Genomic DNA, 22,309 nt, shown 5'->3' with positions numbered 1-22,309 from the left:
TTGGCTCGTCTGGACCGTCTTGTCTTGGTCAGGCGCACAGCCTTCCTTCGCTTGCCAGCAGCAGCAGGCGCCACTGCGCCACCAGTCTACCATATTCAGGGAGGCAAGGGCAGCCCCGAGGGCATACGGCACACCGGGAAGCAGAGACAGCACTGACCTTCTCCTCTCACGCCCAGACTCGCGCGCAGGGGCCGAGGAAGTGTTTACCCACCAATCATAGACATCGTGCGGCTCGCGCGCCTGAAGCGCTTATCGCCAATATAGTGTTTTAGCTCCTTGTGCCAGACAGCGCGGCGGATAATCGCCATCAGCTCCTCATCAGAAGCACCCGAGCGCAGCGGCGTTCGCAGGTCGGTTTCTTCGGTCGCGAAGAGGCAGGTGCGCAGCTGCCCATCGGCGGTCAAGCGGATGCGATCGCAGGTGGAGCAGAACGGCTCACTGACAGGATTGATAAAGCCCACCTCGCCGACGCCATCGCTGAAGGTATAGCGGCGGGCGGTTTCGGAGGGATCACCCTGGATCGGCACCAGCGGGCCGTACTCGGCCTCGATAATCGCCTGAATCTCAGCGCCCGTCAGAATATCCTCCTTGCGCCAGATCTGATCGGCATCGAGAGGCATAAACTCGATCCAGCGCACCACATAGCCCTTGCGCCGGGCCAGGCGCACGAAATCGAGCACCTCCTCCTCGGTGAAACCGCGCATCGCCACCGCATTAATCTTAATGGGACGAATGGTCGGATACTTTTCCAACTCTTCCAGCCCTTCCAGCACACGGTCGAGCTGATCGCGCCGTGTCAGACGGGCAAACTTCTCGCGTAGCAGCGAATCGAGGCTGACATTGATGCGTGTCAGGCCAGCCTCCGCCAACGGATGGGCCAGCTGCTTGAGCAGCACCCCATTGGTCGTCAGACTGAGGCTACGCAGGCCCTCGATCTGGCGCAGCCGGCGCACCAGATCGGGGACATCGCGGCGCACGAGTGGTTCGCCACCGGTCAGACGGATCTGTTCAATGCCCATGGAGACCGCCAGGCGGGCCAGCCGCTCAATCTCCTCGTAGGTGAGGATCTCGGCCTTCTTCAGCCAGGGCAGCCCTTCAGCGGGCATACAATACGTACAGCGGAAATTGCACTTATCGGTGATAGAAATGCGCAGATTGCGAATGCGCCGGCCATAGCTATCAACAAGCGGGTCCATAGAGCGCCTCTCCAGACAGAGCGAGGATGACATCATACCGCGTGGGTAGGATAGACATTTAATTATATCACAGCCAGAGCCAGGCCAGTCAGCCGGGCAGGCAGCGCCGGCGCCGCGAGGGCCGTACCGCAGAGGAATGGGGCGAGGAGAAAAAGAACGGACCCGGGACACTGCTTCAGCTCCAGCATCCCGGGGTCCGCTCGCTTGTGCGTACGATCAGCTCAGAAGGATCAGGCGTCGTAGTAGAGGGCGAATTCAATCGGCACGGGGCGCATGCGCACCTCATTGACCTGAGTGCGCTTCAGTTCAACATAGTGTTCGAGCACGTCGGTCGTGAAGACGCCGCCTTCCAGCAGGAAGGCATGATCATCCTCCAGAGCCTTGAGCGCCTCCTCCAGCGAGCCCGGGACCGAGCCGATCTCGCGCAGCTCCTCCGGGGAGAGGTGATACAGGTCGCGGTCGACCGGCCCGAAGCCGTGCTCGCTGGGCTCGATCTGGCGGCGGATGCCATCAAGGCCAGCCATCAGCAAAGCAGCGAAGGTCAGATAGGGATTGGCCGTCGGATCGGGCGGACGGAACTCGATGCGCTTGGCCGATGGACAATCGGTATTGGGAATACGCACAGCGGCGCTGCGGTTAGCCTTCGAGAAGACCAGGTTGACGGGGGCCTCGAAGCCGGGCACCAGTCGCTTGTAGCTATTGGTCGTCGAGGCAGCGATGGCCAGCAGCGCGGGAGCGTGGGTCAGCAGACCGCCGATATAGTAGCGTGCCGTCTGGGAGAGGCTGGCGTAGCCCTCGGGGTCGTAGAAGAGCGGGCGCTCACCCTTCCACAGGCTCTGGTGCACGTGCATGCCGGAGCCGTTGTCGCCGAAGATTGGCTTCGGCATGAAGGTCGCCGTCTTCCCATGCCTGCGTGCTGTGTTCTTCACCACATACTTGTAGATCATCAGGTTATCGGCGGTCTTGACCAGGGTGTTATAGCGAATATCGATCTCACACTGGCCGGCGCCGCCGACCTCGTGGTGCTGGGCCTCGACCGGAACGCCCAGCTCCTCCAGCGTCAGGACCATCTCGCTGCGCAGATCCTGCAGCGTGTCGCTGGGTGGAACCGGGAAGTAGCCCTCTTTCGGGCGGAGACGATGGCCCAGGTTGGCGCCACCATTGCGGCCACTATTCCAGTGCGCCTCATCCGAATCGACCTCGGCGTACTGCACATTCTGGGTCGAGGAGAAGCGCACGTTGTCAAACACGAAAAACTCGGCTTCGGGGCCAAAGTAGCTCACGTCAGCGATCCCGGACGAGCGCAGGTATTCCTCCGCCTTACGCGCAATCGTGCGTGGATCGCGGCTATAGGGCTGCTTATGCGCGCCCGGCCCTGGGTGGGCGACAGTGCAGATGAGGCTCAACGTGGGGACGCTGGTAAAAGGGTCCATGAAGGCTGTATCTGGATCGGGGATTACCAGCATGTCGCTGTCGTCGATGGTCTGGAAGCCACGGATGCTTGATCCGTCAAAGTACTTTCCCTCGACAAACGTCTCCTCGTCCAGCTCATGTAAGGGGACGCTAAAATGCTGCCAGGTGCCCGGTAGATCCACAAATTTGAAGTCTACCATCTTGGCACCGCGCTCCTTGGCAAATTGCAGAACTTCTTCAGGTGTCATGCCGTCGAACTCTCCTCTTTACTGGTCTCTCCCCAGCCTCTTTGCCGGACACGCCTTCGGCTCTCGTCGCCATTCCGTGCTCTTGAGTGCTGACTGCTAGTCACTATCCTGCTGAACTGATTCCAAGGCGCGCTGATAGTCAGCACGCCATCCAGGGCAGCTGCCTCATTGATCCGCCTGCGCGCTTCCGCCTGCCTATCTGCCTGCTCGTCTGCCTGCCCTTCCCCTACCAGCCTCAGTCGAGGTCAGCCCCCCTCCTTGGTTCTATGATACGTTCCCCCTTGCTGCTGAGACTACGGGCACTTTGTCTGAAAGCGAGGGCCCCTCTTTTGTGCAATCTGCCCAAAAAGAGGGCCTCTTGCGTAGCCGGGGGCGAACGGCTATGATACAGTGCAGGTTTGCTTACGAAAAGGAGTGTTGCCAGCCATGTCCTGGTTCAGTAAGGCCAGCGCCGACGATGACGACGAGGCCGACTCAGCCGCTGAGACCGTTTCTCCCCCTCCCTTCGAGAGCGCTGCTGACCTCTCCGACCTTGCCTTTGTAGAGCCTGTGGAGGCAAGCCATCTGTTGGATGATCCGCCGATCTGGGAACTGGGTGAGACGGAGCCCGCCCTCGCTCGCGGGGCACGTCCGACCAGGCAACTCCCCGACCTGCTGCCCGACACCGAGGCAGAGGAGCCACGACCTCCCTCAGCGCCGGTGCAGCGCCGCCTTCGGCGCTGGCTCCCGGTGGGAACGTTCTTCCTGGGTCTGCTCACGGGCGCCTTGGCCCTCTGGTTGGTGGCACTGCTCTTCCTCGGCCTGGATCGCTCTCCTCTTCCCTCTCCATCGCCTTCCACCGGTGGAAGCGATCTGGTGATCCAGCTCTCTCCTGCCTATCTGACGGCCCTCGTGACGCGCAATCTTCCCCGCGCCGGCCTGCCAGGCCAGGTGAGCCAGGTGCGTGTCAGACCCCAGCCTGGGCGCCTGATCGAGATCACGGGTGAGGAGACGCTGACTCTCGCCGGTATCGCGCTGACGCGCCCCTTCTTCTTGCAAGTCCAGCCGATAGTCGAGACCTGCCACCTCCAGGTGCATGTGCTGCGCGCCGATCTGGGCGGGCTGCCGGTGACCGGTCTGGCGGCTCTCTTCGAAGAGCGTTTGAATCAGCAGCTGGTCGAGCAGCCTGCCCCGGCGGGTCTACCTGCCGGTTTTCGCTACTGCGCCACAGCCACCTGGACCACGCCAAGCGGCCTCTGGATTAGCTATAGCGCCCAGCCATTGGCGCTGTACCGCTCCCTCCGCTCTGGTTGAGGAGCCAGCCGACCTGTCGTCTGGCAGTGGGATTAGCGTTTCTGCCCGTAGGCCACGGTGAAGGAATAGCAGGTCCGCAGATCACGACACTCACGCTGCATACTCTGGAGCAGGGCCACAAAGGCCTCAGCGGGGAGCTGGAAACGCTGGGCCACGCGCTCGCGGAGCGCCAGAAATGTCTCGTGGAAATCCCTGGCGATCAGGTGGCCGATTGGGCCTCCCCACTCGCCAACTGGCAGGGAGACAGTGCGCTGCTGGACAGTGCTCAGACCCGCCTCTTCAAGATAGCGTACCAGGGAGCGCGCGACGTTCCCCTGTCCATCCAGGCCGCGGGCTTGCAGATAGTGCCCGATGAGGGAGAAGACCTCTTGAGTCGCCGGGCCAGCGGGCGCAATCTCTGCGCCTCCTTCGACGAGCTCAACCCAGCCGCCAGGAGCAGTGACGCGCGCGAGATCTTTGACCAGGACCGGCCAGCAGGTAATGGGTAGGGAGAGTGCCATCAGACGTTGGTGAACAAAGTCAACACTGTTGCTGGCAAAGGGAAGACCATCCAGGAGATTGGCCCGTACAAAGCGGAAGTTGGGTGGTGGGAGGGCTGTCGACCTGATTGGCTCCAGGTCGAGACCAATGACAGTCGCCTGGGGGAATTCCTGACACAGTTCATAAGCCCAGCGGGCGGTTCCGCACCCGGTGTCGAGGATGTGGCGCGGCTTGCCTATGGGGGCCAAATAGTTGGCCTGCAGCACCGCCTGGAGGGCATAGTGCAGGAGATCAAGCCGGTCAATCTCGCGCCAACCTTTGGGCTGGGGCAGCCGGTAGGTCGGACCCCAGCCGGCGCTGCCGCTCATGAGCTGCCCGGCTCCTGCTGTTGGCTCTCCCTTCTGCTGCTCTGGTTCGCCCCCCCCTCCCTGCTTGAAGAACCACCAGGGCATGGCTCCTCCTTTCTCACGCGCATCTCGCTATGCATAACCATCCGTCTTGTCCGATACATGTTGCTTGGACCAGGTCGATGATTCGCCATAACTTGGGCTCCTTCTGGGCAGACACCTCTTGCGCTGGTTCTGCTCTTTTATCCATCCACCTCTGCCCCGCTCCAGCGACAAGAGGCCAGCCCCCCCAGCCAGCGTACAGACTGCTCTCTGGGGTCTGTAAAGTAGTAAAGCAGGCGGACGAGCGAGGATGGACCAGTCTTGCTCACTCGTCATCCACAGCACTTCCTTACGAGAGAAAGCTCTCTCGCCCAACGACTGGTCACCCGACTGGCACTCAGGGCTTACGCCCGTAGGCGACAATAAAATGATGGCAGGCTTTCAGCTCGTTCCATTCTTGGATCGTAGCCTCAAGCAGCCCCAGATAGTCTTCGCGCGGGAGCGCCAGGCGGGCAGTGACCGGCCCACACATGGCCAGAGCCACCTCGCGGAAATCGAGTGCCAGCAACGAGCCGATCCGCCCTCCCCAGTCTCCTAGCGGCACCGCGACGACATGACGCTGCACTTCAACCAGGCCGGCCTCTGCCAGATAGAGATCCAGCGAACGCGCTACGACCCCCTCGGCGTCTAGTCCCCGCAGCGCCACCAGTTGCAGGATCAGCTGCCGGAGTCGCTGACCGGCAGGCCCTGAAGGAACCACCTCTGGATGGAGTTCTAGCAGCTCGACCCAGCCCCCGGAGGCAGTCACTCGCACCAGCTCCTTGATCTCCCCCGGCCAGGCTGCCAGTGGCAAGGCCGAGTGAAGCAGCCGCTGATGGACAAAGTCAAAACTGTTATCAGCAAAAGGCAGTCCCTGGAGCACATCATGGGCCAGAAAGCGGTAGTTGGGCGGGGGGGCCGTCGAGTTCTTCGCCTGCTCTACGTCGATCCCGACCACCGTGGCCTGCGGAAAGTCCCGGGCCACCTCGTAGGCCCATTGGCCCGTGCCACAACCCACGTCGAGAATGTGGCGCGGCTGGCGGATCGGGGCCAGGTAGTTCCGTTTCAAGATAGCTCGTAGCACATAGTGCTGAAAGTCTAGCCGACTGACTTCCTTCAGATCCTTGGGCAGAACATAGGGCTGCTCGTCCAGGTAACGACGTTCATCGGCCTCACTGAGGCGCGGTAAGGCAACCTCACCAGCCCAAGAATGGGGTTGCACCAACGGTGAGCTCTCCTTGTCTGGAACAGGAGATGCGGGCACTTCAGCACGCTGACGTCGGAAAAACCACCAGGGCATGCTTTCCTCCCTTGCTCGTTTCTGCCGCCACGTCCTTCCTCCAGTGCCTCTGCGGGATAGGCGGCTCTGGCTCAAAACACTTCTCAGTTTAGAAAAGAGGGGCTGTATATGTCAATTCGAATATATCGAGATAGTGTGTGGCCTTCAATTTTAACGGATTTTTAATGCACGCCTCGGTAATGATGCGGAGGAGCGTCACGAAAGCCAGCCTGCCCCTTGACAAAAGTGATTAGCCCATGCTAATATCCGAGTACATAACTAAGATATTAGCCTGCCCTAATACTGTGAGGCAGGAGGACAGTAAGCGGATAGCGAAGCGACGAGACACGTCACCACCGGGTAGACAGAAGAAGAAGGAAGAGACGAAAGGACTTGCTGGAGTGAGGTACCTACAAGCCTACTTTACCGGGAGTCTTCTACAGCGGATCGTTCGCGCAGTACTCCTGCTGGCTGGACTGGTGGTTGTCACTGCGCTTGTCTGGCAGGGCATCACGGCGCAAGGTAATCCCGACCCCACTGTACCGCATCTGAGCCCGGGCGCAGCTATTTTGGATACTGGTTTGCTGGTATTTCGGGAGGGGCTGGAAACCATCCTCGTGCTGGCGGCGATCACGGCCAGCATGATGGGGAAGCACGACAAATACCGCCGCCCGATTGCGGTTGGGGCCGGGTTAGCGCTTCTGGCGAGCCTGATCACCTGGTTCGTGGTGGTTGGCATTCTCAGTCAGGTGAGCGCTCCCGAGCTGCACATCCAGGCTGCCACTGGTCTGCTGGCGGTCATTGTTCTCCTCATTATCATGAACTGGTTCTTCCACCGTGTCTACTGGACCGGGTGGATCTCCTTCCATAATCGCCGACGACGCAGCCTGCTGAGTCTGGGCGAAGACGAGGAAGCGCGGATTGTCTGGGGGATGGTCGTTCTAGGCTTCACCTCGGTCTATCGTGAGGGCTTCGAGGTTGTGCTTTTCCTGCAGAATCTGCGCATGCAAGTCGGCTCAGGCATCGTGCTCATTGGCGTCTTGATTGGCCTGGCCTTCACGGCCACGGTTGGAGCGCTGACGTTCCTGGCTCACCATCGGCTCCCCTACAAGCGGATGCTGGTTCTGACAGGCGTGATGCTGGGCGTGGTATTGATCGTGATGGTGGGCGAGAGCGTTCAGGAAATGCAGCTTGCTGGCTGGCTCAGTACTACCCCTGTTCCCTTGCCCATTCCCGACTGGATGGGTCTCTGGTTCGCGGTCTTCCCCAACGTTGAGGGGCTCGTGGCCCAGGCTCTGGCGGCGATCCTGGTGATCGGCTCCTACTTCCTGGCCGAGTATGTTCGTGTCTGGCGTCCGCGCCAGCTCGGTGAGCAGCCCGCCAGGCGTCCCGAGGCACCTCCAGCTGTCGAGGCTCCAGCCCCGGCTACAGAGGTCACCTCGTAAGCCGCAAAGGGTCGTTGATGACCGAAGCCTGAAAGGTCACACCACAGCCTCCCTACCATGCCACGGGGGGAGGCCAGAGAATGGAAACACGTTCCGTTCCATTGCTCTGGCTTCCCCCCGTTTGCTTCCCTGGTCTGCTCCTTCGCATTCCACTCCGGGCAGGGCAACCTTTTCTTTTCCTCTCCTTCCCTTCCAACCGCCGCTGCGGCCTCACCCTCCGAAGGCTGGCCCCTGACCAGGGTGCTCAGAGGCGTTCGAGGACCTGCTCGCAAGAGAGCCGCACGGTCACACGCTGTTCCCTGCTGAAGTGCTCCATCTGCAGACGGGCCTGTTCCTCGCCATCGTAGTAGCATGCCAGGCGATAGATATCGACCTGAGCCGTCGTCGGGTCCTCGATGAAGCGCACCCGACCGCTAATGGTGACGTAGCGATAGCCATCCTCAACGCACAGGGAGACCCGCGGGTCACGGCGCATGTTCCGCTCCTTCACCCGTCCCACCTTCGTATTCATAAGAATCTCGTCCCCATCGAGCAGAAACCACATGGTGGTCAGATGAGGAGAGCCGTCGGCGTTCACTGTACCGAGGACGCCAAAGCGCGGCTTCTCTTGTAGAAAGGCGCGTGCGCGCTCTGAGAGCGCAGCCATCGATTGTCTGCCTCCTTCATTCCATTGTGCTGACAGATGCTGGTCATGCCAGCCCCCAGCCCAGCCCCTGGCGGCCAGTTCCGACCGTGGCCAGGAATTGGGGGCTGGTCAGGTAAGTGTTCACCCGTTCGCTGGCTGAGTCAGTAAAGGCAATCCACCTTCTCAGGAGGTAGGAGCCTGCCGCGAGGTTGTTGCCGGCTGGCGTAGGGCTGGAATAACGGCCTCGCCGTAGGCTCTGATAAAACTGCTCTGGTCCCGTCCTACGTTATGAACATGGACCTCGTCGAAGCCGAGATCAAAGAAGCTCTGGATATGACGTCGGTGCTCGTCTAGATCGGCTGAGATCAAGACGCGGCCCTGGAAGTCCTCGGGACGCACCAGCTGGGCAAAGGCTTCAAAGTCCTCCGGCGAGCGAATATCTTGCTTGGGGGCCTTGATGCCGCCGTTGGGCCACTCCTTGAGGGCGTTGTTGGCGGCCTCTTCGTAGGTGGGGGCCCAGGAGACATGCAGCTGGAGCAGGCGCGGCATCGTACTGGGGTCCTTGCCGGCCTCGCGCGCTCCCTTCTCGAAGCGCTCGAGCAGCATCTTGAGTTTCTCAGGCGGGGCTGCCGGTGTGATCAGCCCATCGCCCAGCCGTCCGGCGGTCTCTGCCGCCTTGGGGCCGGAGGCCGCTATCAGAATTGGGGGCGGCGTCTCCGGGCGGGTGTAGAGACGAGCGCTCTCCATGCGCAGATGCTTGCCGCTGTAGCGGACCTTCTTGCCACTGAAGAGCAGCTTGATGATCTCGATCGACTCGATCATGCGCTCCAGGCGGATCGGAGCCTCGGGCCACTCACCGCCGACGACGTGTTCGTTGAGCGCTTCGCCGGTGCCAATCCCCAGCCAGAAGCGCCCTGGGTACATGGCCGCCAGGGTGGCTGCGGCCTGGGCAATGATGGCCGGATGGTAGCGGTAGGAGGCGCAGGTGACGCCCGGGCCAAAGGTGAGCTTCTGGGTGGCCAGCCCGAGGGCGCCCATCCAGGACCAGACAAAGGGACTCTGCCCCTGGGTTGGCGTCCAGGGATGAAAGTGGTCAGCGGCCATGACGCCGCCAAAACCGGCTTCCTCGGCCTCCCGGCACCAGCGCAGGAGGTCGCTGGGATGGAACTGCTCTAAGGCTGCGGAATATCCAACGACTGGCATGGTGTCATCTCCCTGAGACAGTGCAAGGAGGACCGTGCGGTCAGCCAGCGCTCAGCCAGGCCCGAGCGCTGCAGGTCCTCCGGTGTATCGATGTCGAGAGCCAGCCCTGGACTCTCATAGCGACAGTAGGCGAGGCGGCGACGCTGGGCTGCCTCACAGTAGCGCTGCAGGCTCTGCTCTCCGAATAGATAGGGCACCAGCAGGGGAGGACGCAGGAGCAGGGCATTGGTGCCCTGGCCATCGTGGGCCGGAGCCAGCACCACGGGATAGCGTTGGGCCTGGGCCAGCAGCGCTGTGACCTCCTCGGTCTTGAGCCAGGGCAGGTCGGCGGAGATAGTGAGCAAGGCGGCCACTCCCTCTGCTTGCAGGCGCTGGGCCGCGGCCTCCAGGGCGGCATTGTGGCCCGGTTGTGCTTCGGGCCATCCCTCTGCTCCCCACCTGACTGTACAGGCGCGCACGCGCTCGTCGGCGCTCACCACCACGATTCTGGAGAACCGACCAGTGGCCTGAAGGGCAGCCACCACGTGGTGGAGCATGGTCAACACCAGCTGGGCGCGCTCGGCTGGCGTCAAATACCCTGCCAGCCGGCCCTTGGCTGCCGCTAAGGCTTTCACTGGGATCAGCGCGCCGCAGTTGGACAGAAAGGCCCCCGCCTGCTCTGTGCTTTGCTCGTGTGCTGGGTGAGCCGCCACAGTAGTCGCCACTCCCGAACAGCTGGTTCTCGGACTAGACAGCGCGTGCACAGCTCTGCAGCACCTCGCGCGCCAGGCGGGCTTTGGCCTCCTGGTCACGCATAATCGTATCGGTGACCAGCACGTGCGGGCCCAGGGCCTCGATGGCCGGGGCCAGGGCCGCGTCCTGCTGATCAATGACCATGACATCCAGAAAGTCAGCGTAGCAGCGGGCCACGCCCAGGGCAGAGACCTCGTAGCCGAGACCGCGCATCAGCTTGTCCGCTGGCCCCTTGAGCGGGGAGCCTCCCACGATGGGGCTGACGGCGGCCACCGTGGCAGAGGTTGCCTGCAATGCTTCGCGCACGCCGGGCAGGGCCAGGATGCTTCCGATGCTGACGATGGGATTGCTCGGGGCAAGCAGCACGGCCTCGGCCTGACGCAGGGCCTCGAGAACACCAGGAGCTGGCCGGGCCTGCTCAACGCCCACAAAGACGACGCCCTGCACCTCGTCCTGACAGCGGCGCTTCACCATATATTCTTGGAAGTGCAACAGGCCGACGGGGGTCTGAATATGCGTCGCCACTGGGTCATCGCTCATGGGAAGAATACGCAGCGTCAGCCCAAAGAGGCGACGCAGCTCGTCGGTCACCTCACTGGGCGTCTGTCCCTGGCGCAGACGCTGGCTACGATGGATGTGCGTCGCCAGATCACGATCCCCCAGCAGAAACCAGTCCTCGTGACCATAGCGGGTGAGCTGCTGCATGACATGATAGGTGTCATCTCGGATGCCCCAGCCGTGGCGCTCGTCAACGATGCCGGCCAACGTATAGATCACGATGTCAATGTCGGGCGAGACATGCAATCCGTAGAACTCGCGATCATCGCCCGTGTTGACGATGGCGGTCACCTCTGCAGGCGGGACCACCTGGACGACGCCCTGGAGAAAGCGCGCTCCCCCAACGCCGCCAGCGAGCACAACGATCATGGCTCTCTTGCTGCTCCCTTCTCTTCTCTTGCTCTGGCTCTGGCTGGTTCGAAATCGAGCTGCAGCACGGGCTGCCCGCTTATCTCTACGCCCCTCGCTCTGCTCACTGTCCTGGCTGCCCGGCCCCACTCTGACTATCGAGACGAATAACGAGGGTCTCCAGGGGCAGACGAGGCCGCCGTTTGGGGTCAGCAGCGGCGTAGCCCAGCGTAATCAGGGCCTGGGGCTGCAGGCGCCGGTCCAGATCGAGAGCCTCGCAGACGACCGCGGGGCAGAAGAGGGGCGCACACATCCAGCCCGTATCAAGGCCCAGCTCGTAGGCCATCAAGAGCATATTTTGTACGGCTGCTCCCAGGCTCTGAATCGCCATGATGCGCTCGTTCTCTTGACGCTCGACATCGGGATAGCGATCCAGATCCTCCAGGTACAGGCAGGGAAGGATCAGGACCGGGGCCTGCCGGATGCGCTGGCGCGATTTCTCCAGACGCACAGCGATGATCTCCTCTGGTTGCTGGTCTAGCCGCAGCTGAGCCTCCCAGGCCGCACTCATCTGCTCAATCAGCCGCTCCTTGCGCTCCCATCCACTGAAGACGACGAAGCGCCAGGGCTGTCGGCCATGCGGTGAGGGGGCCCAGCGAGCAGCCTCTAAGACCTGCTCCAGCAGGGGTTCGGGAACCGGGCGCTCCTGAAGTGCGCGCACACTGCGTCGGCTGCGCAGCAGCGTCAGCAGGTCACCGGCTCGCTGGGAGATAGTCACAGCTCGTTCGCAGGCAGTTGTCACGGCTTGTTCGCTCTACCTTCTCTGTGTGTGTCATCAGGCCGACCTGACCCGACAGCAGGCACCCCGTCCATTCCAGGCAGCTCGCCTGATCGCCATCAGGGGCAAGGGGCAAGGCACGCCTGGCAGAGCTGGCAATGGTCTTCCGGCCAGGTCCGGCGGATGACTAACGAAACAGATCGCTGGCGGCATCGCGCAGCAATGGTCTGACCCCGTCTTCTGCGGGGAGAAAGGCATAGCCACGGATCAGCGCAACGGGAACGCCAGCGCTCTTCTCCATCACCAGCTCGGCAGCCGCCGCCAGCTCATCGGCCACCGCAATGGCACTGACGCGCAGCTCGCGCCCATAGGCATCAGGCTCGCCGCGATAGTCCCTGATCGGGGCCAGCCCGGCCACACCGATCGCCATATTGACCTGGCCATTGCGCCAGGGTCGCCCCCAGGTGTCGGAGATAATGACCGCCAGCTCCTCTAGCGGCTCGTGTTTCGGCGACCAGTGGGGGGCCGTAGAAGGCGCCAGCGAGAGCAAGCGCTCCCGCAGCAAGTGCGCCGAATGATCGGGATCACGCGGTAAGAGGCTCACCTGATGCTGATCAGCAAGATTGGATTCATCCACCCCGGCATTGGCACAGATGAAGCCGTGATGGGTCTCACAGATCAGTACCCCGCGGTCCATGCGCACCAACCGGCGTGTCTCCTGCAGAATCACCTCGACATGGCGGGGGTCCTTGCCAGTCTCGCGCGCAATCGTCAAGGCGAAAGGCGAAGGAATTACCTCCTCCAGAGAAACCAGTCGCCCTTCTGCCTTCGAGACGATTTTTTGGGTGACTACCAGGATGTCGCCGTTGGCCAGAGCCAACCCCTGGGCCTGCAAAGCTGCAGAGATGATAACCCCCAGGTCACTCCCTGGGGTGATTTCGCCAATACCTGTGATGGGGATGATCCGTAGTTCCGCGCCCATACATCCTCCTGGGTGAGTATTATATTTCGCAACTCGCCTCTCCTGCAAATGAGCCGTCCGCTACCAGTCCAGGGCCTGGACTGGTAGCGCCGTGAGCCAACGGACTACAATGAAAGAAGAGAGAGGGGCGAGCGAGCTTGACAGCCCCTGGCTCTTGCTCCATGCATACACCCACTGCGCACGCTAGCGCGAGAGAGAGGAGATGAAATACACCTATGATCCGAGCACTGGCACGTTCACTGTTGGCAGTGATCTTCATCAAAGGGGGAGCAGACGCCTTTCTTAATCCCGGAGGCCGCCCGGCGCGGGTCGCACGCTTTGGCGTTCCTCAGCCAGAGCGTGCCGTCGTGCTCAACGGCGCCACGATGGTGGTTGCTGGCAGTGCCCTCGCTCTGGGTTGGTTTCCGCGTCTGGCCGCCGCCGTTCTGCTCGCCTCGTTGGTCCCTACGACCATCGTCGGCCACCCGTTCTGGCAGGAGCGTGATCCCCAGACCCATCAGGCTCAGCAGACGCAGTTTTTCAAGAATCTGGGGCTGATGGGGGGCCTGCTGCTCGTGCTGCTCGAAGAAAGTGGGGCGAAGGCGGCACAGACCGGCGCCCAAGGCTAGGCCCAGCAGCATAAGCGCCCATCTGGCAGTGGCCAAGAAGAGAACGGCCCTTCAGGCGGGTTGCGCTGGTTGCTCCCTGGCCTTGCACACGCGCCCTCTTGCAGCGCTCCTGCGTTCTGTGTCATAATATCGACAAAGACGAAAACAAGACCTTCGGGGCAGGGTGCAATTCCCGACCGGCGGTATGGCGGCCACACGTCAGCATGACAGCAGCGTGACCCGCTTCCTCTCATGCCACAGCCACGTGTGAGCTGCCGAGCCCGCGACTCGCTGCGTGCCGTTGAGGGTGGCCAGGCTGTCACGATCGACTGCCAGGCCGGCCTTCGCTCAGATGCACTGGATAGCCTTGAGAGGCCCCTATCAGTCCAGTAAGTGAACGGCACCCAGCGATGGATTCGGTGAGAGGCCGAAGCCGACGGTAACAGTCCGGATGGGAGAAGGCTTGGTATCTCGCGAAACGGACGAGTGATCCTCCGCTTGCTACCGGCAGCAGGCGCCTGGAGCAGGGCAGCCAGCCGGTCGCGCTCTCCGTCAGCGCTTTCCTGCGTCTCCCTCACATGCCCCCCGGGTCGGTTGAACTGACGGCCTGACTGTTGCCTCCCTGGACGCGACTGAGCAAGCTCGTGGCTGCCGCCGTCGCGAAGCAGGAGCAGCGACAGCGCTGTCATGAGAACAGATCACCGAGGGCCATGATGGGTATCGACACTTCTACCTCAGCCAGAAAGCATCTCTCGCTCAACCTGCCGCGCCAGGACCACACGGAGGAGGCCGTGGAGCAAACGCGCCTCGCACTCACCCCGGCCACCAGGACCAACGGGACCCACCGTCGACGGACGACAGTCTTGACCTTGCTGCCCCCCTTGTCGGTGGCTATTGTGCTGCTGAGCCTGTGGTATCTCGGCAGCGCCTACTGGCACATCAATCCGCTCTTCTTACCGTCTCCTGCCGATGTCTGGCAGCGCCTGCTAGACGGCTTTAGCTCCGGGCTTTTCGAGGTCAATGCCCTGGCAACCGTTGAGGAAAGCCTCCTCGGGTTCCTGCTGGCGGTCGTTATCGGGCTACCGCTGGGCTATGGCCTGGCCAAGTCGCGCCTGATCGCCGCCACCGTCCAGCCCTACCTGGCCGCTGGTCAGGCCATCCCAGCCATCGTCATCGCACCTTTCCTCGTGCTCTGGCTGGGCTATACCTTGCTTCCGACAGTCATTCTGTGTATGCTGGTAGTGCTCTTTCCTATGGTGATCACGACAGCACTGGGTGTGCGCACCATCGATCGCTCCATTGTGGACGCAGCGCGCGTCGATGGGGCCGCCGGCTGGTCAATGCTGACCGCCATCGAGTTTCCCCTGGCGCTGCCGGCCATCCTGGCAGCGGTGCGTACTGGGCTGACGCTCTCGATCACCGGCGCCCTCGTGGGCGAGTTCGTTGCCGGCGGCAATCAAGGGCTAGGGGGCCTGATCTTGCAAGGACAGCATCAGTACGATACACCGTTTATGTTCGCAACACTGGCGTTGCTTGCCGCGCTGGCGGCAGTCTACTACGGTCTTGCCTGGCTGCTGAGCAAATTGGCCGAAGCCGTCTATTGAAGGCTCCACTTCGGCCACCCTACCACCCTGCTCGGCGCCGCTGGCCAGCCAGCGTGCCGCTCCTATACCCTATCGCTCACTCAAGACAAGCAAGCTCTGTTGTGTTGTCTGTATGGGGGAATTGTGTGCCTTATGCGGAAGATCACGCATCTCTTCTTGTGTATAAGTTACCTGCTTGTATGTTCCCTCTTGCTCGGCGCCTGCGGCCAGTCGGCAGGGCAAGGCACGCCCACATCCAACGGGGGAAAGACGCTGACGGATGTCACCATTGGTCTGGGCTACATCCCAGACATCCAGTTCGCGCCCTTCTACGTCGCCCAAGCCAAGGGCTACTATAGCCAGGCAGGACTGAACGTGACCTTCAATCATGGGATCGTGACCGACCTGGTCGGTTCAATGGTGGCGGGACGCAACACCTTCGTCTTCGCCAGCGGCGATGAGGAACTGACGGCCCGGAGCAAGGGCGTACAGGCCGTCAACGTGGCCACTATTTTTCAGCGCTATCCGGTCTGTCTGATCGTGCCAGTGGATTCGCCGATTCGCACGCTGGCGGACCTGAAAGGCCACAGCGTTGGGGTACCTGGTCCCTATGGGGCGACCTACGTCGGGCTGTTGGCGCTGCTCTACCACGAGCATCTGAGCGTCAACGACATTCATCTGCAATCCATCGGCTTCACCCAGGTCGCAGCCCTGCTCGGCCACAAGGTCGATGCCGTGATGGGCTATTCGAATAATGAGCCACTGCAGCTGCGCCGCCAGGGCTTCCCGGTGCGCACCTTTGAGGTTTCGGACTACCAGCCGCTGATCTCTAACGGCATCGTGACCTTGCAGACCACCTTGCGTCAGCAGCCGCAAATGGTGCGGGCCTTCGTGCAGGCGACCCTGCGGGGACTAAGCGAGGTCATTGCCAACCCCGAGGAGGCTCTGCAACTCAGCAAGAGCTATGTGCCCGGCATGGATCTGGCAAAGGCCAGGGAAGTCCTGCAGGCGACGATTCCCGTCTGGCGAGGCAACGGCCACCTCGGCTACAATGATCCTGCCACCTGGCAGGCAACAGCCACCTTTCTGGCTGCCCTGAAGCTGATCCCTGATGTGCCCGATGTCAGCGCCGCCTACACGAACCAGTTCGTAGCCTAGCAGCAAGTCAGGTCAGACTCAGACCACGGCAAGCGAGGCCCCAGGGCCCTTGGCGCTGGGGCCTCGCTCCGGGCCAGGAAGGAGAGAAGACGCGCCGGATCGGGATCGGGATCAGCCAGGCAGGCCGCCCGCTTGATGTGGTATGCTTAAGGCAGAGCTAGCAGCCTTGCCCGACCCGCGTTGCTCAACTCAGATGGGCGGCAGGTCGGCCTATTTTTGCCAGTGAGAGGGCTGCGGCCCCATGCGGACGGAGGCGTCGGCTGGCTCTGTTCAGAGCCACGTCCGACCGGGGACGCTGCCCGCCAAGGAGGACATGATTACCGCCCTGATTTTCGACTTCGACGGTCTCATGCTCGAAACAGAGGTGCCGGAGTTTTTAGCCTGGCAGGAGCTGTACGAGCGCTATGGCCAGCGCTTCGAACTGGAGGCCTGGCTCCCCTACATCGGCATTGGTCCCACCTCTAACCCCTTCGATCCCTTACGGGAGCTGGAGCGTCGCCTGGGCCGCTCCTTCTCGCTGGAGGAACGCGAGTCACTGCGTCAGGCTCGGCGGGAGCGTTGTCGCCAGCTCTTAGAGGGGCAGGCAGTCGCCGAGGGGGTGCTGGACTACCTGGAAGCAGCCCAGCGGCTCGGCCTGCGTCTGGGTGTGGCTTCTTCCTCGTCGCGGCGCTGGGTTGTCGGCCACTTAGAACGTCTTGGTCTGCGGTCGCGTTTCCAGTGCATCTGCTGTGGCGACGATGTCCAGGTAACCAAACCGGACCCAGCGGTCTATCTGGCAGTCTTGAGCTGTCTGGGCGTCAGGGCCGAGGAGGCCATCGCTTTGGAAGATTCGCCCAATGGCGTGCGGGCGGCGCGGCGAGCGGGCATCTTCTGCGTGGCCGTCCCTAGCGTGCTCACACGCCAGGCAGCCTTTTCCGAAGACGCCACGCCCGATCTGCAATTGGGGACCTTGAGCGCACTCTCTCTGGAGGAACTCCTCCAGCGGATCGACGCCTTGCGTGCCAGCAAACAGCACTGATCTCTTCCGCTTGCTTGTGGCGCGTAGTGCGGTAGCGTGGCGGTCTGGCCTGGAAGGAAGAGGGAATCCGGCGATCACTCCGGCGGCTCCGTATGGATGGCGACCGAGCCGAGGCGGGGATACTCTTGACGCAGGGCGCGCTGCACCTCCTCAGCTTTGAGATGGGCCTGGCTCAGCGGTATCTCGGGAGCACAGGTAATATGGAGCACAAGATCCAGCTCCTCTTCGCGCCCGTTCGCGCTCGCCGACCTTTCTCCTTCCCGCCACTGCTCTTCCCTGCGCACCCCTGTCCCGGCGACCCGCTCCTCGGCCCGGCAGGAGCGATAGAGATGGATGTCATGGGCACTGCCCGCGCCGGCCACGGCATCGGCCAGCTGGCGAATGCGCTGGACCATCTCAGGGTAATCACTCGTGACGTCCTGGCGGCGCTCGATCGTCGCGATTGGCGCCTCCAGGTGAGTGGTGACTCGCTGCAACTGAGCATTGCCGCGCAAGACTGCCTCTTCGAGGCGCGTGGCCGCCGCATGCGCGCTGGCCAGGTCCATATCGGCTTCCACTTCGATGTCAAAGTCTGCTTCCAGCTTGCCCCCCACCTCGCGCACGCGAATATCGTGGGCCCGAATCCCCTGCTGCTGGGCCAGGTAGTGGATCTGTTCGCGTACCGTCTCCTCGGCGGTCGCCACCGGCTCCAGGTGAACGACCACATCGGCCTCTGCCTGGGGAGCATGAGCATGTACTCCAGCAATGGTGGCCTGCTCGACGCGCTCGCTGAGGGCGTGCGTCTCCTCAAACGTGAAAGAGCGCGGTGCCGCCACCACTACGTCAGCAAAAATTTTGTTGCCGGCGCGACGCACGCGCACCCGGCGCAGCTCGCTTACTCCCTCCACCTGCCGGATGGCCGCCTCCAGCCGCTGCAGGAGCTCTTCGGGAGCACGATCGAGCAAGGCATCGACTGTTTCGCGCGCCAGACGCAGGGCGACGTAGATCACGATCAGGGAGACGCCGAGTGCAGCGACGGCGTCTGCTTGTCTGACCCAGGCTGGCAGATGCCAGATCTCAGCCAGACGCAGAACCAGCAGCCCGCCAATGACAATGGCGGAACTCCAGATATCGGTGCTGAAGTGGAGAGCATCGGCCTCCAGGGCCTGGCTGCCTAGACGACGGGCCACGCGCAGCAAGGCCCGCGAGCGAGTGACGTCGACAGCGATCGAGATGGCCATGACCAGCAGCGCCAGGATGCTTGCCTCAACATGCCCTTCACCCAGAAGGAGACGGCGCAGAGCTTCGTAGATAATCCAGAGAGCAGTGGCCAGCAGCAGGATGGCCTCGAAGAGCGCCGAGAGGTTCTCGATCTTGGCATGGCCATAGTTATGGGTGGCATCGGCGGGCCGGTCAGCGACCCGCACGGCCAGAAAGGTCATCAGGGCCGCTGCCAGGTCCAGACCAGAGTGGGCCGCCTCAGCCAGGATGCCCAGACTGCCGCTAAGCAAACCAGCCACGAGCTTCAGGGCGGTCAGCCCAACTGCCGCCCCCACCGAGGAGAGCGCGACCAGCATCTTCTCCCGATGCGCCTCTCGTGCTGCTACCATGTGCTTTATTCCTCATCCTCATCTGTCTGTCGGTGCTCAAGATGGACTGGGGTGGGCCAGTCACGGCACGGCGGCTGACGTCGTCGCCGCACTGGGCCTGGCTCGCCGCTGCCGCTGCCGCCTGGTGGCACACCCCCAGTAATATACCCGATTGTCGGCTCAGTAGGGAAGGGCAGGAAAGAAAGGAAAACCGCAGCTCGTTCATCCAGTGGTTGACAACGCCAGCCACTGCTGTTATCCTTAAGAACAATAACAAGTGCATACAAGTCTGTCCCGCGTTGAGCGAAACTAGTATGAGCCCGACGGCCAACAGCGAGCCGAAGAGCGGTGAGAGTTCGGCAGGAATGCGTCGGCTCAGAACCCGTTCGTGAGCGGCTGGCCGAAGAAAGCCCAGGCGACAGCGATCCTCTTGCTCTCCAGAAAGGAGGGCCTGCCCGCTGTGGGCAAGTAGGCCAGGTGGGTGGTTCCCACGCAGCAGATAACCGGCAAGAGTGGTCACAGCACAGTTCATCACGATGAGGTGAGGAATCTCTGGTGCTGGTATGAGCAGGCTGCAGCAGGGGTGCGTTCGCCGTGTTGCTGGTTGGCTGATGGAGGGTCCGGCGGGAAGAGGCGAGCCGACCACAATGAATCAGGCGGCAACGGTAGGCCGGGCGGTGGCACGAGCCAGGCCGTTGAGGATGAAGAGAGCCAGACCACCAGGCAGACGGCTGCCGAGAAATGTGCTGCTGTCGCCTGAGTAGTGCGGAGCTGCAGATCGCTGCGCTGCCAGGCCGAGGCTGCGCTGCAGGTGGTGACAAGCAGGGTGGTACCGCGGGAGCGTTTCTGTCGGCTCTCGTCCCTTCGATGCATGTTGGTCAGGGACGAGGGCGTTTTTATTTGGTCTCTCTCTGACCGGCTGGCTGCTTGGAGGGCTGGCGGGTAGGTGGCTCGGCCACCGCCAGGCCAGTCGGCCAGCGCGTGTGCAGCCCTCGTTCCTCGCTACAGCCCAGGAGTTCAGGAGCGCGTTTCAATGGTGAGTGTTTCGATTCTCAATGTTACCAGCTATACCGGTCTGGAGCTGCTGAGGCTGCTGGCCAATCACCCTCACTTTCGCGTCACGTCGGTGACAGGGCGCAGCGCTGCTGGCCAGCGCCTGGGTCAGGTCTTTCCCCAGTTGCATGCCTTGGCCGGGGGCGCCTGCCAGGAGGAGGCTCGCCACCTGGCCGAGTTGGAGATTGTGGAGGAGCCAGAGACAACGGAGCTGGCCTTTGTCTGTCTCCCTCACGCCGCTGCCGCCGAGGCCGTGCAGGCCCTGCTCCAACGCGGTACGCGGGTGGTGGACCTCTCCGCCGATTTTCGCCTGCGCAATCCTTCCCTCTATCAGGAGTGGTATAAGCATACGCATCCGGCTCCCGCCTTGTTGGAGCAGGCTGTCTATGGGTTGTGTGAGCGCTATCGCGAGCGTATCCGTACAACAGAGCTGGTGGCTAATCCCGGCTGCTACGCGACGGCGATCATTCTGGCCCTGCTGCCAGCTTTGTCGGCGGGCCTCGTCAGCCGGGACGTGATCGTCGACGCTAAGTCAGGAGTGAGCGGAGCCGGGCGTGGCCTACGCCTGGATACCCACTATGCCGAGGCCAACGAGGATCTGAGCGCCTATAGCCTCGGAGGACACCGCCACTGGCCCGAGATTGTGCAAGAGTTAGAAACCGCGGCTCGCTCCGCCGGCCAGACCTATGAGCCGGGCCTGCGTCTGACCTTCGTTCCCCATCTGACGCCTATGACGCGAGGCATTCTGGCTACGTGCTATGCCGAGCTGCGGCCCGATGATTCTGGTCGCCTGCCAACCGCCTCCCAGGTTCAGGCGCTCTACCGTGACTATTATGCGGGCGAGCCGTTTGTTCATGTTATCGATCAGCCACCACATACCAAGTGGACCTATGGCAGCAACCATTGCCTGCTGTATGTCACGGTGGATGAGCGGAGCGGGCGGCTGCTGGTCCTTTCCTGTCTGGATAATCTGGTCAAGGGAGCTTCCGGGCAGGCATTGCAGAATGCCAACTGTATGTTTGGCTTCGATGAGCGCTGCGGCCTGCAGGGAGGAGCAATCTATCCTTGATACTCTTCCGTAGGCGGGGAAAACCCTCCCGGGCCCCGGCCCGGTGCCGCTTGGGAGGCGGCACTGCCCAAGCAAGGCCAGCACATGGCCAGGTGATCGCAGGGAGAGCGGAGGGAGCACCCCACCAGCGCAGCGATACAAGGACAGGCACAGGCACAGGCAACGTTGCTGCGCCGCCGGAGCCGGCTGAAGCGTGTTTGACGACGGTCTGACGAGGAGTTAGCAGAGAGATGGCTATTGCGTTTTCAAGAACACCTGACGGGGATATCATCAGCGATCATCATCTCATCGCCGAGGTTTTACGCGAGGCGCTTCCATATATCGATTACCTCAAGGGAAAAATTCTTGTGATAAAATTGGGGGGGAGCACGCTGGAGCACCAGCAGGTGGTCCTGCAGGATATTATTTGGCTCAGCGCCCTCGGTGCCAGGCCGGTCCTGGTGCACGGGGGTGGCCCCTATATTAATGAGTGGCTCAAGCGCTTGCAGATCCCCACACGCTTTGAAAATGGCCTGCGGGTGACTGATGCTCAGACGCTGGAGGTAGTGCGGATGGTGCTGTTGGGGCAGGTCAATCAGGGGCTGGTCCTCATGGCCTCGCAGATGGGTGGCAAGGCTATCGGCCTGTGCGGGACCGATGCCGGCCTGGTGCGGGCGCGGGTTGCGGATGAGCGTCTGGGCTTTGTCGGCGAGGTGGAGGAGGTTGATCCCACACTGATCCAGGTGCTGGTTGAGCAGGGGTACATTCCAATCATCGCCCCTCTTGGCCAGGGGCCTGATGGCACTTGCCTGAATATCAATGCCGATGTTGTGGCCGCCCATCTGGCGGGTGCCCTCAATGCTGAGAAGCTGATTTTCTTGAGCAACGTGGTGGGGATTTGTCGCCCCGACGGCAGCCTTATTTCGGAGCTGACGGAGGAGGAGGCACTGCGTTTGATCGATGAGGGCGTGATCCAGGGCGGCATGATCCCCAAGGTCGCAGCCTGCCTGGATGCGCTGCGCTCTGTGCCCCGCGTGCATATCGTTGATGGCCGCGAGCCTCATGTGCTGCTGCGCGAGCTGTTCACAGACAAAGGGGCAGGCACGATGATTGTGCGCGGAACACGCCAGCCATCGGCCTAGGCAATGCCCCCCCTGCCTGCCCTGGCTGGTCGGCACGGACGGCGGGAGCTTTGAGTGGGCGCGCCTGGCGAGAAGCAAGCACAGCAGCTGCGGGCGAGAGACAGCGGGCGCACCCCACTCACTGGAGCAGTCCGCTGGTCAGCA

The 22,309-nt window shown here is 62.3% G+C and carries 19 protein-coding genes and 1 riboswitch; of the genes, 8 read left to right on the top strand and 11 right to left on the bottom strand.

Annotation, left to right across the window (positions count from 1 at the left end):
- Positions 1–203: 203 nt before the first annotated feature.
- Both moaA and glnA read right to left on the bottom strand, forming a co-directional pair.
- On the bottom strand, positions 204–1,196 hold the full coding sequence (moaA, locus tag BGC09_RS00490; RefSeq protein WP_069801233.1) for a GTP 3',8-cyclase MoaA: 993 nt from the start codon (positions 1,194–1,196) through the stop codon (positions 204–206).
- A 230-nt stretch (positions 1,197–1,426) separates the two neighbouring features.
- Positions 1,427–2,857: a type I glutamate--ammonia ligase gene (gene glnA / locus BGC09_RS00485; protein ID WP_069801232.1), complete on the bottom strand. Its 1,431-nt coding sequence runs from the start codon at positions 2,855–2,857 to the stop codon at positions 1,427–1,429.
- Positions 2,858–3,283: 426 nt separating this feature from the next.
- Between glnA and BGC09_RS00480 the strand changes: the two genes are divergently transcribed.
- Positions 3,284–4,150, top strand: a complete 867-nt coding sequence (locus BGC09_RS00480; RefSeq protein ID WP_069801231.1) for a hypothetical protein — start codon at positions 3,284–3,286, stop codon at positions 4,148–4,150.
- A gap of 32 nt (positions 4,151–4,182) precedes the next feature.
- Here BGC09_RS00480 and BGC09_RS00475 read toward each other — a convergent pair whose 3' ends face one another.
- Complete coding sequence (locus tag BGC09_RS00475; RefSeq protein ID WP_069801230.1) at positions 4,183–5,082, bottom strand: class I SAM-dependent methyltransferase; 900 nt, start codon at positions 5,080–5,082, stop codon at positions 4,183–4,185.
- A gap of 334 nt (positions 5,083–5,416) precedes the next feature.
- Positions 5,417–6,280 carry a class I SAM-dependent methyltransferase gene (locus BGC09_RS00470; protein ID WP_176728805.1) on the bottom strand — a complete coding sequence of 288 codons (864 nt, stop codon included), beginning with the start codon at positions 6,278–6,280 and terminating at the stop codon, positions 5,417–5,419.
- Positions 6,281–6,738: 458 nt separating this feature from the next.
- Here BGC09_RS00470 and BGC09_RS00465 point away from each other — a divergent pair, with 458 nt between their 5' ends.
- Positions 6,739–7,782: an FTR1 family iron permease gene (locus BGC09_RS00465; protein ID WP_069801228.1), complete on the top strand. Its 1,044-nt coding sequence runs from the start codon at positions 6,739–6,741 to the stop codon at positions 7,780–7,782.
- A gap of 244 nt (positions 7,783–8,026) precedes the next feature.
- On the opposite strand, the gene BGC09_RS00460 is transcribed toward BGC09_RS00465, so the two are convergent.
- The 6 genes from BGC09_RS00460 to cofE form a co-directional block, all read right to left on the bottom strand.
- Positions 8,027–8,428 carry a PPOX class F420-dependent oxidoreductase gene (locus tag BGC09_RS00460; RefSeq protein ID WP_069801227.1) on the bottom strand — a complete coding sequence of 134 codons (402 nt, stop codon included), beginning with the start codon at positions 8,426–8,428 and terminating at the stop codon, positions 8,027–8,029.
- Positions 8,429–8,590: 162 nt separating this feature from the next.
- Positions 8,591–9,610, bottom strand: coding sequence for a TIGR03557 family F420-dependent LLM class oxidoreductase (locus tag BGC09_RS00455; RefSeq protein WP_069801226.1), 1,020 nt, complete (start codon positions 9,608–9,610; stop codon positions 8,591–8,593).
- Positions 9,580–10,302 carry a 2-phospho-L-lactate guanylyltransferase gene (gene cofC / locus BGC09_RS00450; protein ID WP_069801225.1) on the bottom strand — a complete coding sequence of 241 codons (723 nt, stop codon included), beginning with the start codon at positions 10,300–10,302 and terminating at the stop codon, positions 9,580–9,582. The genes BGC09_RS00455 and cofC overlap by 31 nt, the downstream gene beginning before the upstream one ends.
- Positions 10,303–10,336: 34 nt before the next feature.
- Positions 10,337–11,269, bottom strand: coding sequence for a 2-phospho-L-lactate transferase (cofD, locus tag BGC09_RS00445; protein WP_069801224.1), 933 nt, complete (start codon positions 11,267–11,269; stop codon positions 10,337–10,339).
- Positions 11,270–11,372: 103 nt separating this feature from the next.
- On the bottom strand, positions 11,373–12,050 hold the full coding sequence (locus tag BGC09_RS00440) for a nitroreductase family protein (RefSeq protein ID WP_141727566.1): 678 nt from the start codon (positions 12,048–12,050) through the stop codon (positions 11,373–11,375).
- Positions 12,051–12,213: 163 nt separating this feature from the next.
- Positions 12,214–13,008: a coenzyme F420-0:L-glutamate ligase gene (cofE, locus tag BGC09_RS00435; RefSeq protein WP_069801223.1), complete on the bottom strand. Its 795-nt coding sequence runs from the start codon at positions 13,006–13,008 to the stop codon at positions 12,214–12,216.
- Positions 13,009–13,223: 215 nt separating this feature from the next.
- Here cofE and BGC09_RS00430 point away from each other — a divergent pair, with 215 nt between their 5' ends.
- The 4 genes from BGC09_RS00430 (at position 13,224) to BGC09_RS00415 (ending at position 17,354) form a co-directional block, all read left to right on the top strand.
- The gene (locus BGC09_RS00430) at positions 13,224–13,616 is read left to right on the top strand and encodes a DoxX family protein (protein WP_069801222.1); all 393 of its coding nucleotides are present in this window, start codon (positions 13,224–13,226) and stop codon (positions 13,614–13,616) included.
- Between the two features lie 145 nt (positions 13,617–13,761).
- A riboswitch (FMN riboswitch) is annotated at positions 13,762–14,062 on the top strand.
- A 243-nt stretch (positions 14,063–14,305) separates the two neighbouring features.
- Positions 14,306–15,199 (top strand): ABC transporter permease, encoded by an 894-nt coding sequence (locus tag BGC09_RS00425; RefSeq protein WP_084657777.1) that lies wholly within the window; start codon positions 14,306–14,308, stop codon positions 15,197–15,199.
- Positions 15,200–15,331: 132 nt separating this feature from the next.
- On the top strand, positions 15,332–16,336 hold the full coding sequence (locus BGC09_RS00420; protein ID WP_069801221.1) for an ABC transporter substrate-binding protein: 1,005 nt from the start codon (positions 15,332–15,334) through the stop codon (positions 16,334–16,336).
- A gap of 313 nt (positions 16,337–16,649) precedes the next feature.
- A complete protein-coding gene (locus tag BGC09_RS00415) occupies positions 16,650–17,354 on the top strand; it encodes an HAD family hydrolase (RefSeq protein WP_069801220.1) in 705 nt (234 codons plus the stop codon).
- 74 nt (positions 17,355–17,428) lie between these two features.
- Here the strand turns inward: BGC09_RS00415 and BGC09_RS00410 are convergent, their stop codons facing one another.
- Entirely contained in the window at positions 17,429–18,943 is a 1,515-nt protein-coding gene (locus tag BGC09_RS00410; RefSeq protein ID WP_069801219.1) for a cation diffusion facilitator family transporter, read from the bottom strand.
- 1,012 nt (positions 18,944–19,955) lie between these two features.
- On the opposite strand from BGC09_RS00410, the gene argC reads away from it, so the two are divergent.
- Together argC and argB are read left to right on the top strand one after the other, a co-directional pair.
- The gene (gene argC / locus BGC09_RS00405) at positions 19,956–21,044 is read left to right on the top strand and encodes an N-acetyl-gamma-glutamyl-phosphate reductase (RefSeq protein WP_069801218.1); all 1,089 of its coding nucleotides are present in this window, start codon (positions 19,956–19,958) and stop codon (positions 21,042–21,044) included.
- Between the two features lie 230 nt (positions 21,045–21,274).
- Positions 21,275–22,165, top strand: coding sequence for an acetylglutamate kinase (gene argB, locus BGC09_RS00400; protein WP_069801217.1), 891 nt, complete (start codon positions 21,275–21,277; stop codon positions 22,163–22,165).
- The last annotated feature ends 144 nt before the right edge of the window (positions 22,166–22,309 follow it).

Origin of the sequence: Thermogemmatispora onikobensis (assembly GCF_001748285.1) — a bacterium.
Lineage (GTDB): Bacteria > Chloroflexota > Ktedonobacteria > Ktedonobacterales > Ktedonobacteraceae > Thermogemmatispora > Thermogemmatispora onikobensis.
This window is presented reverse-complemented; position numbering and strand designations above follow the sequence as displayed.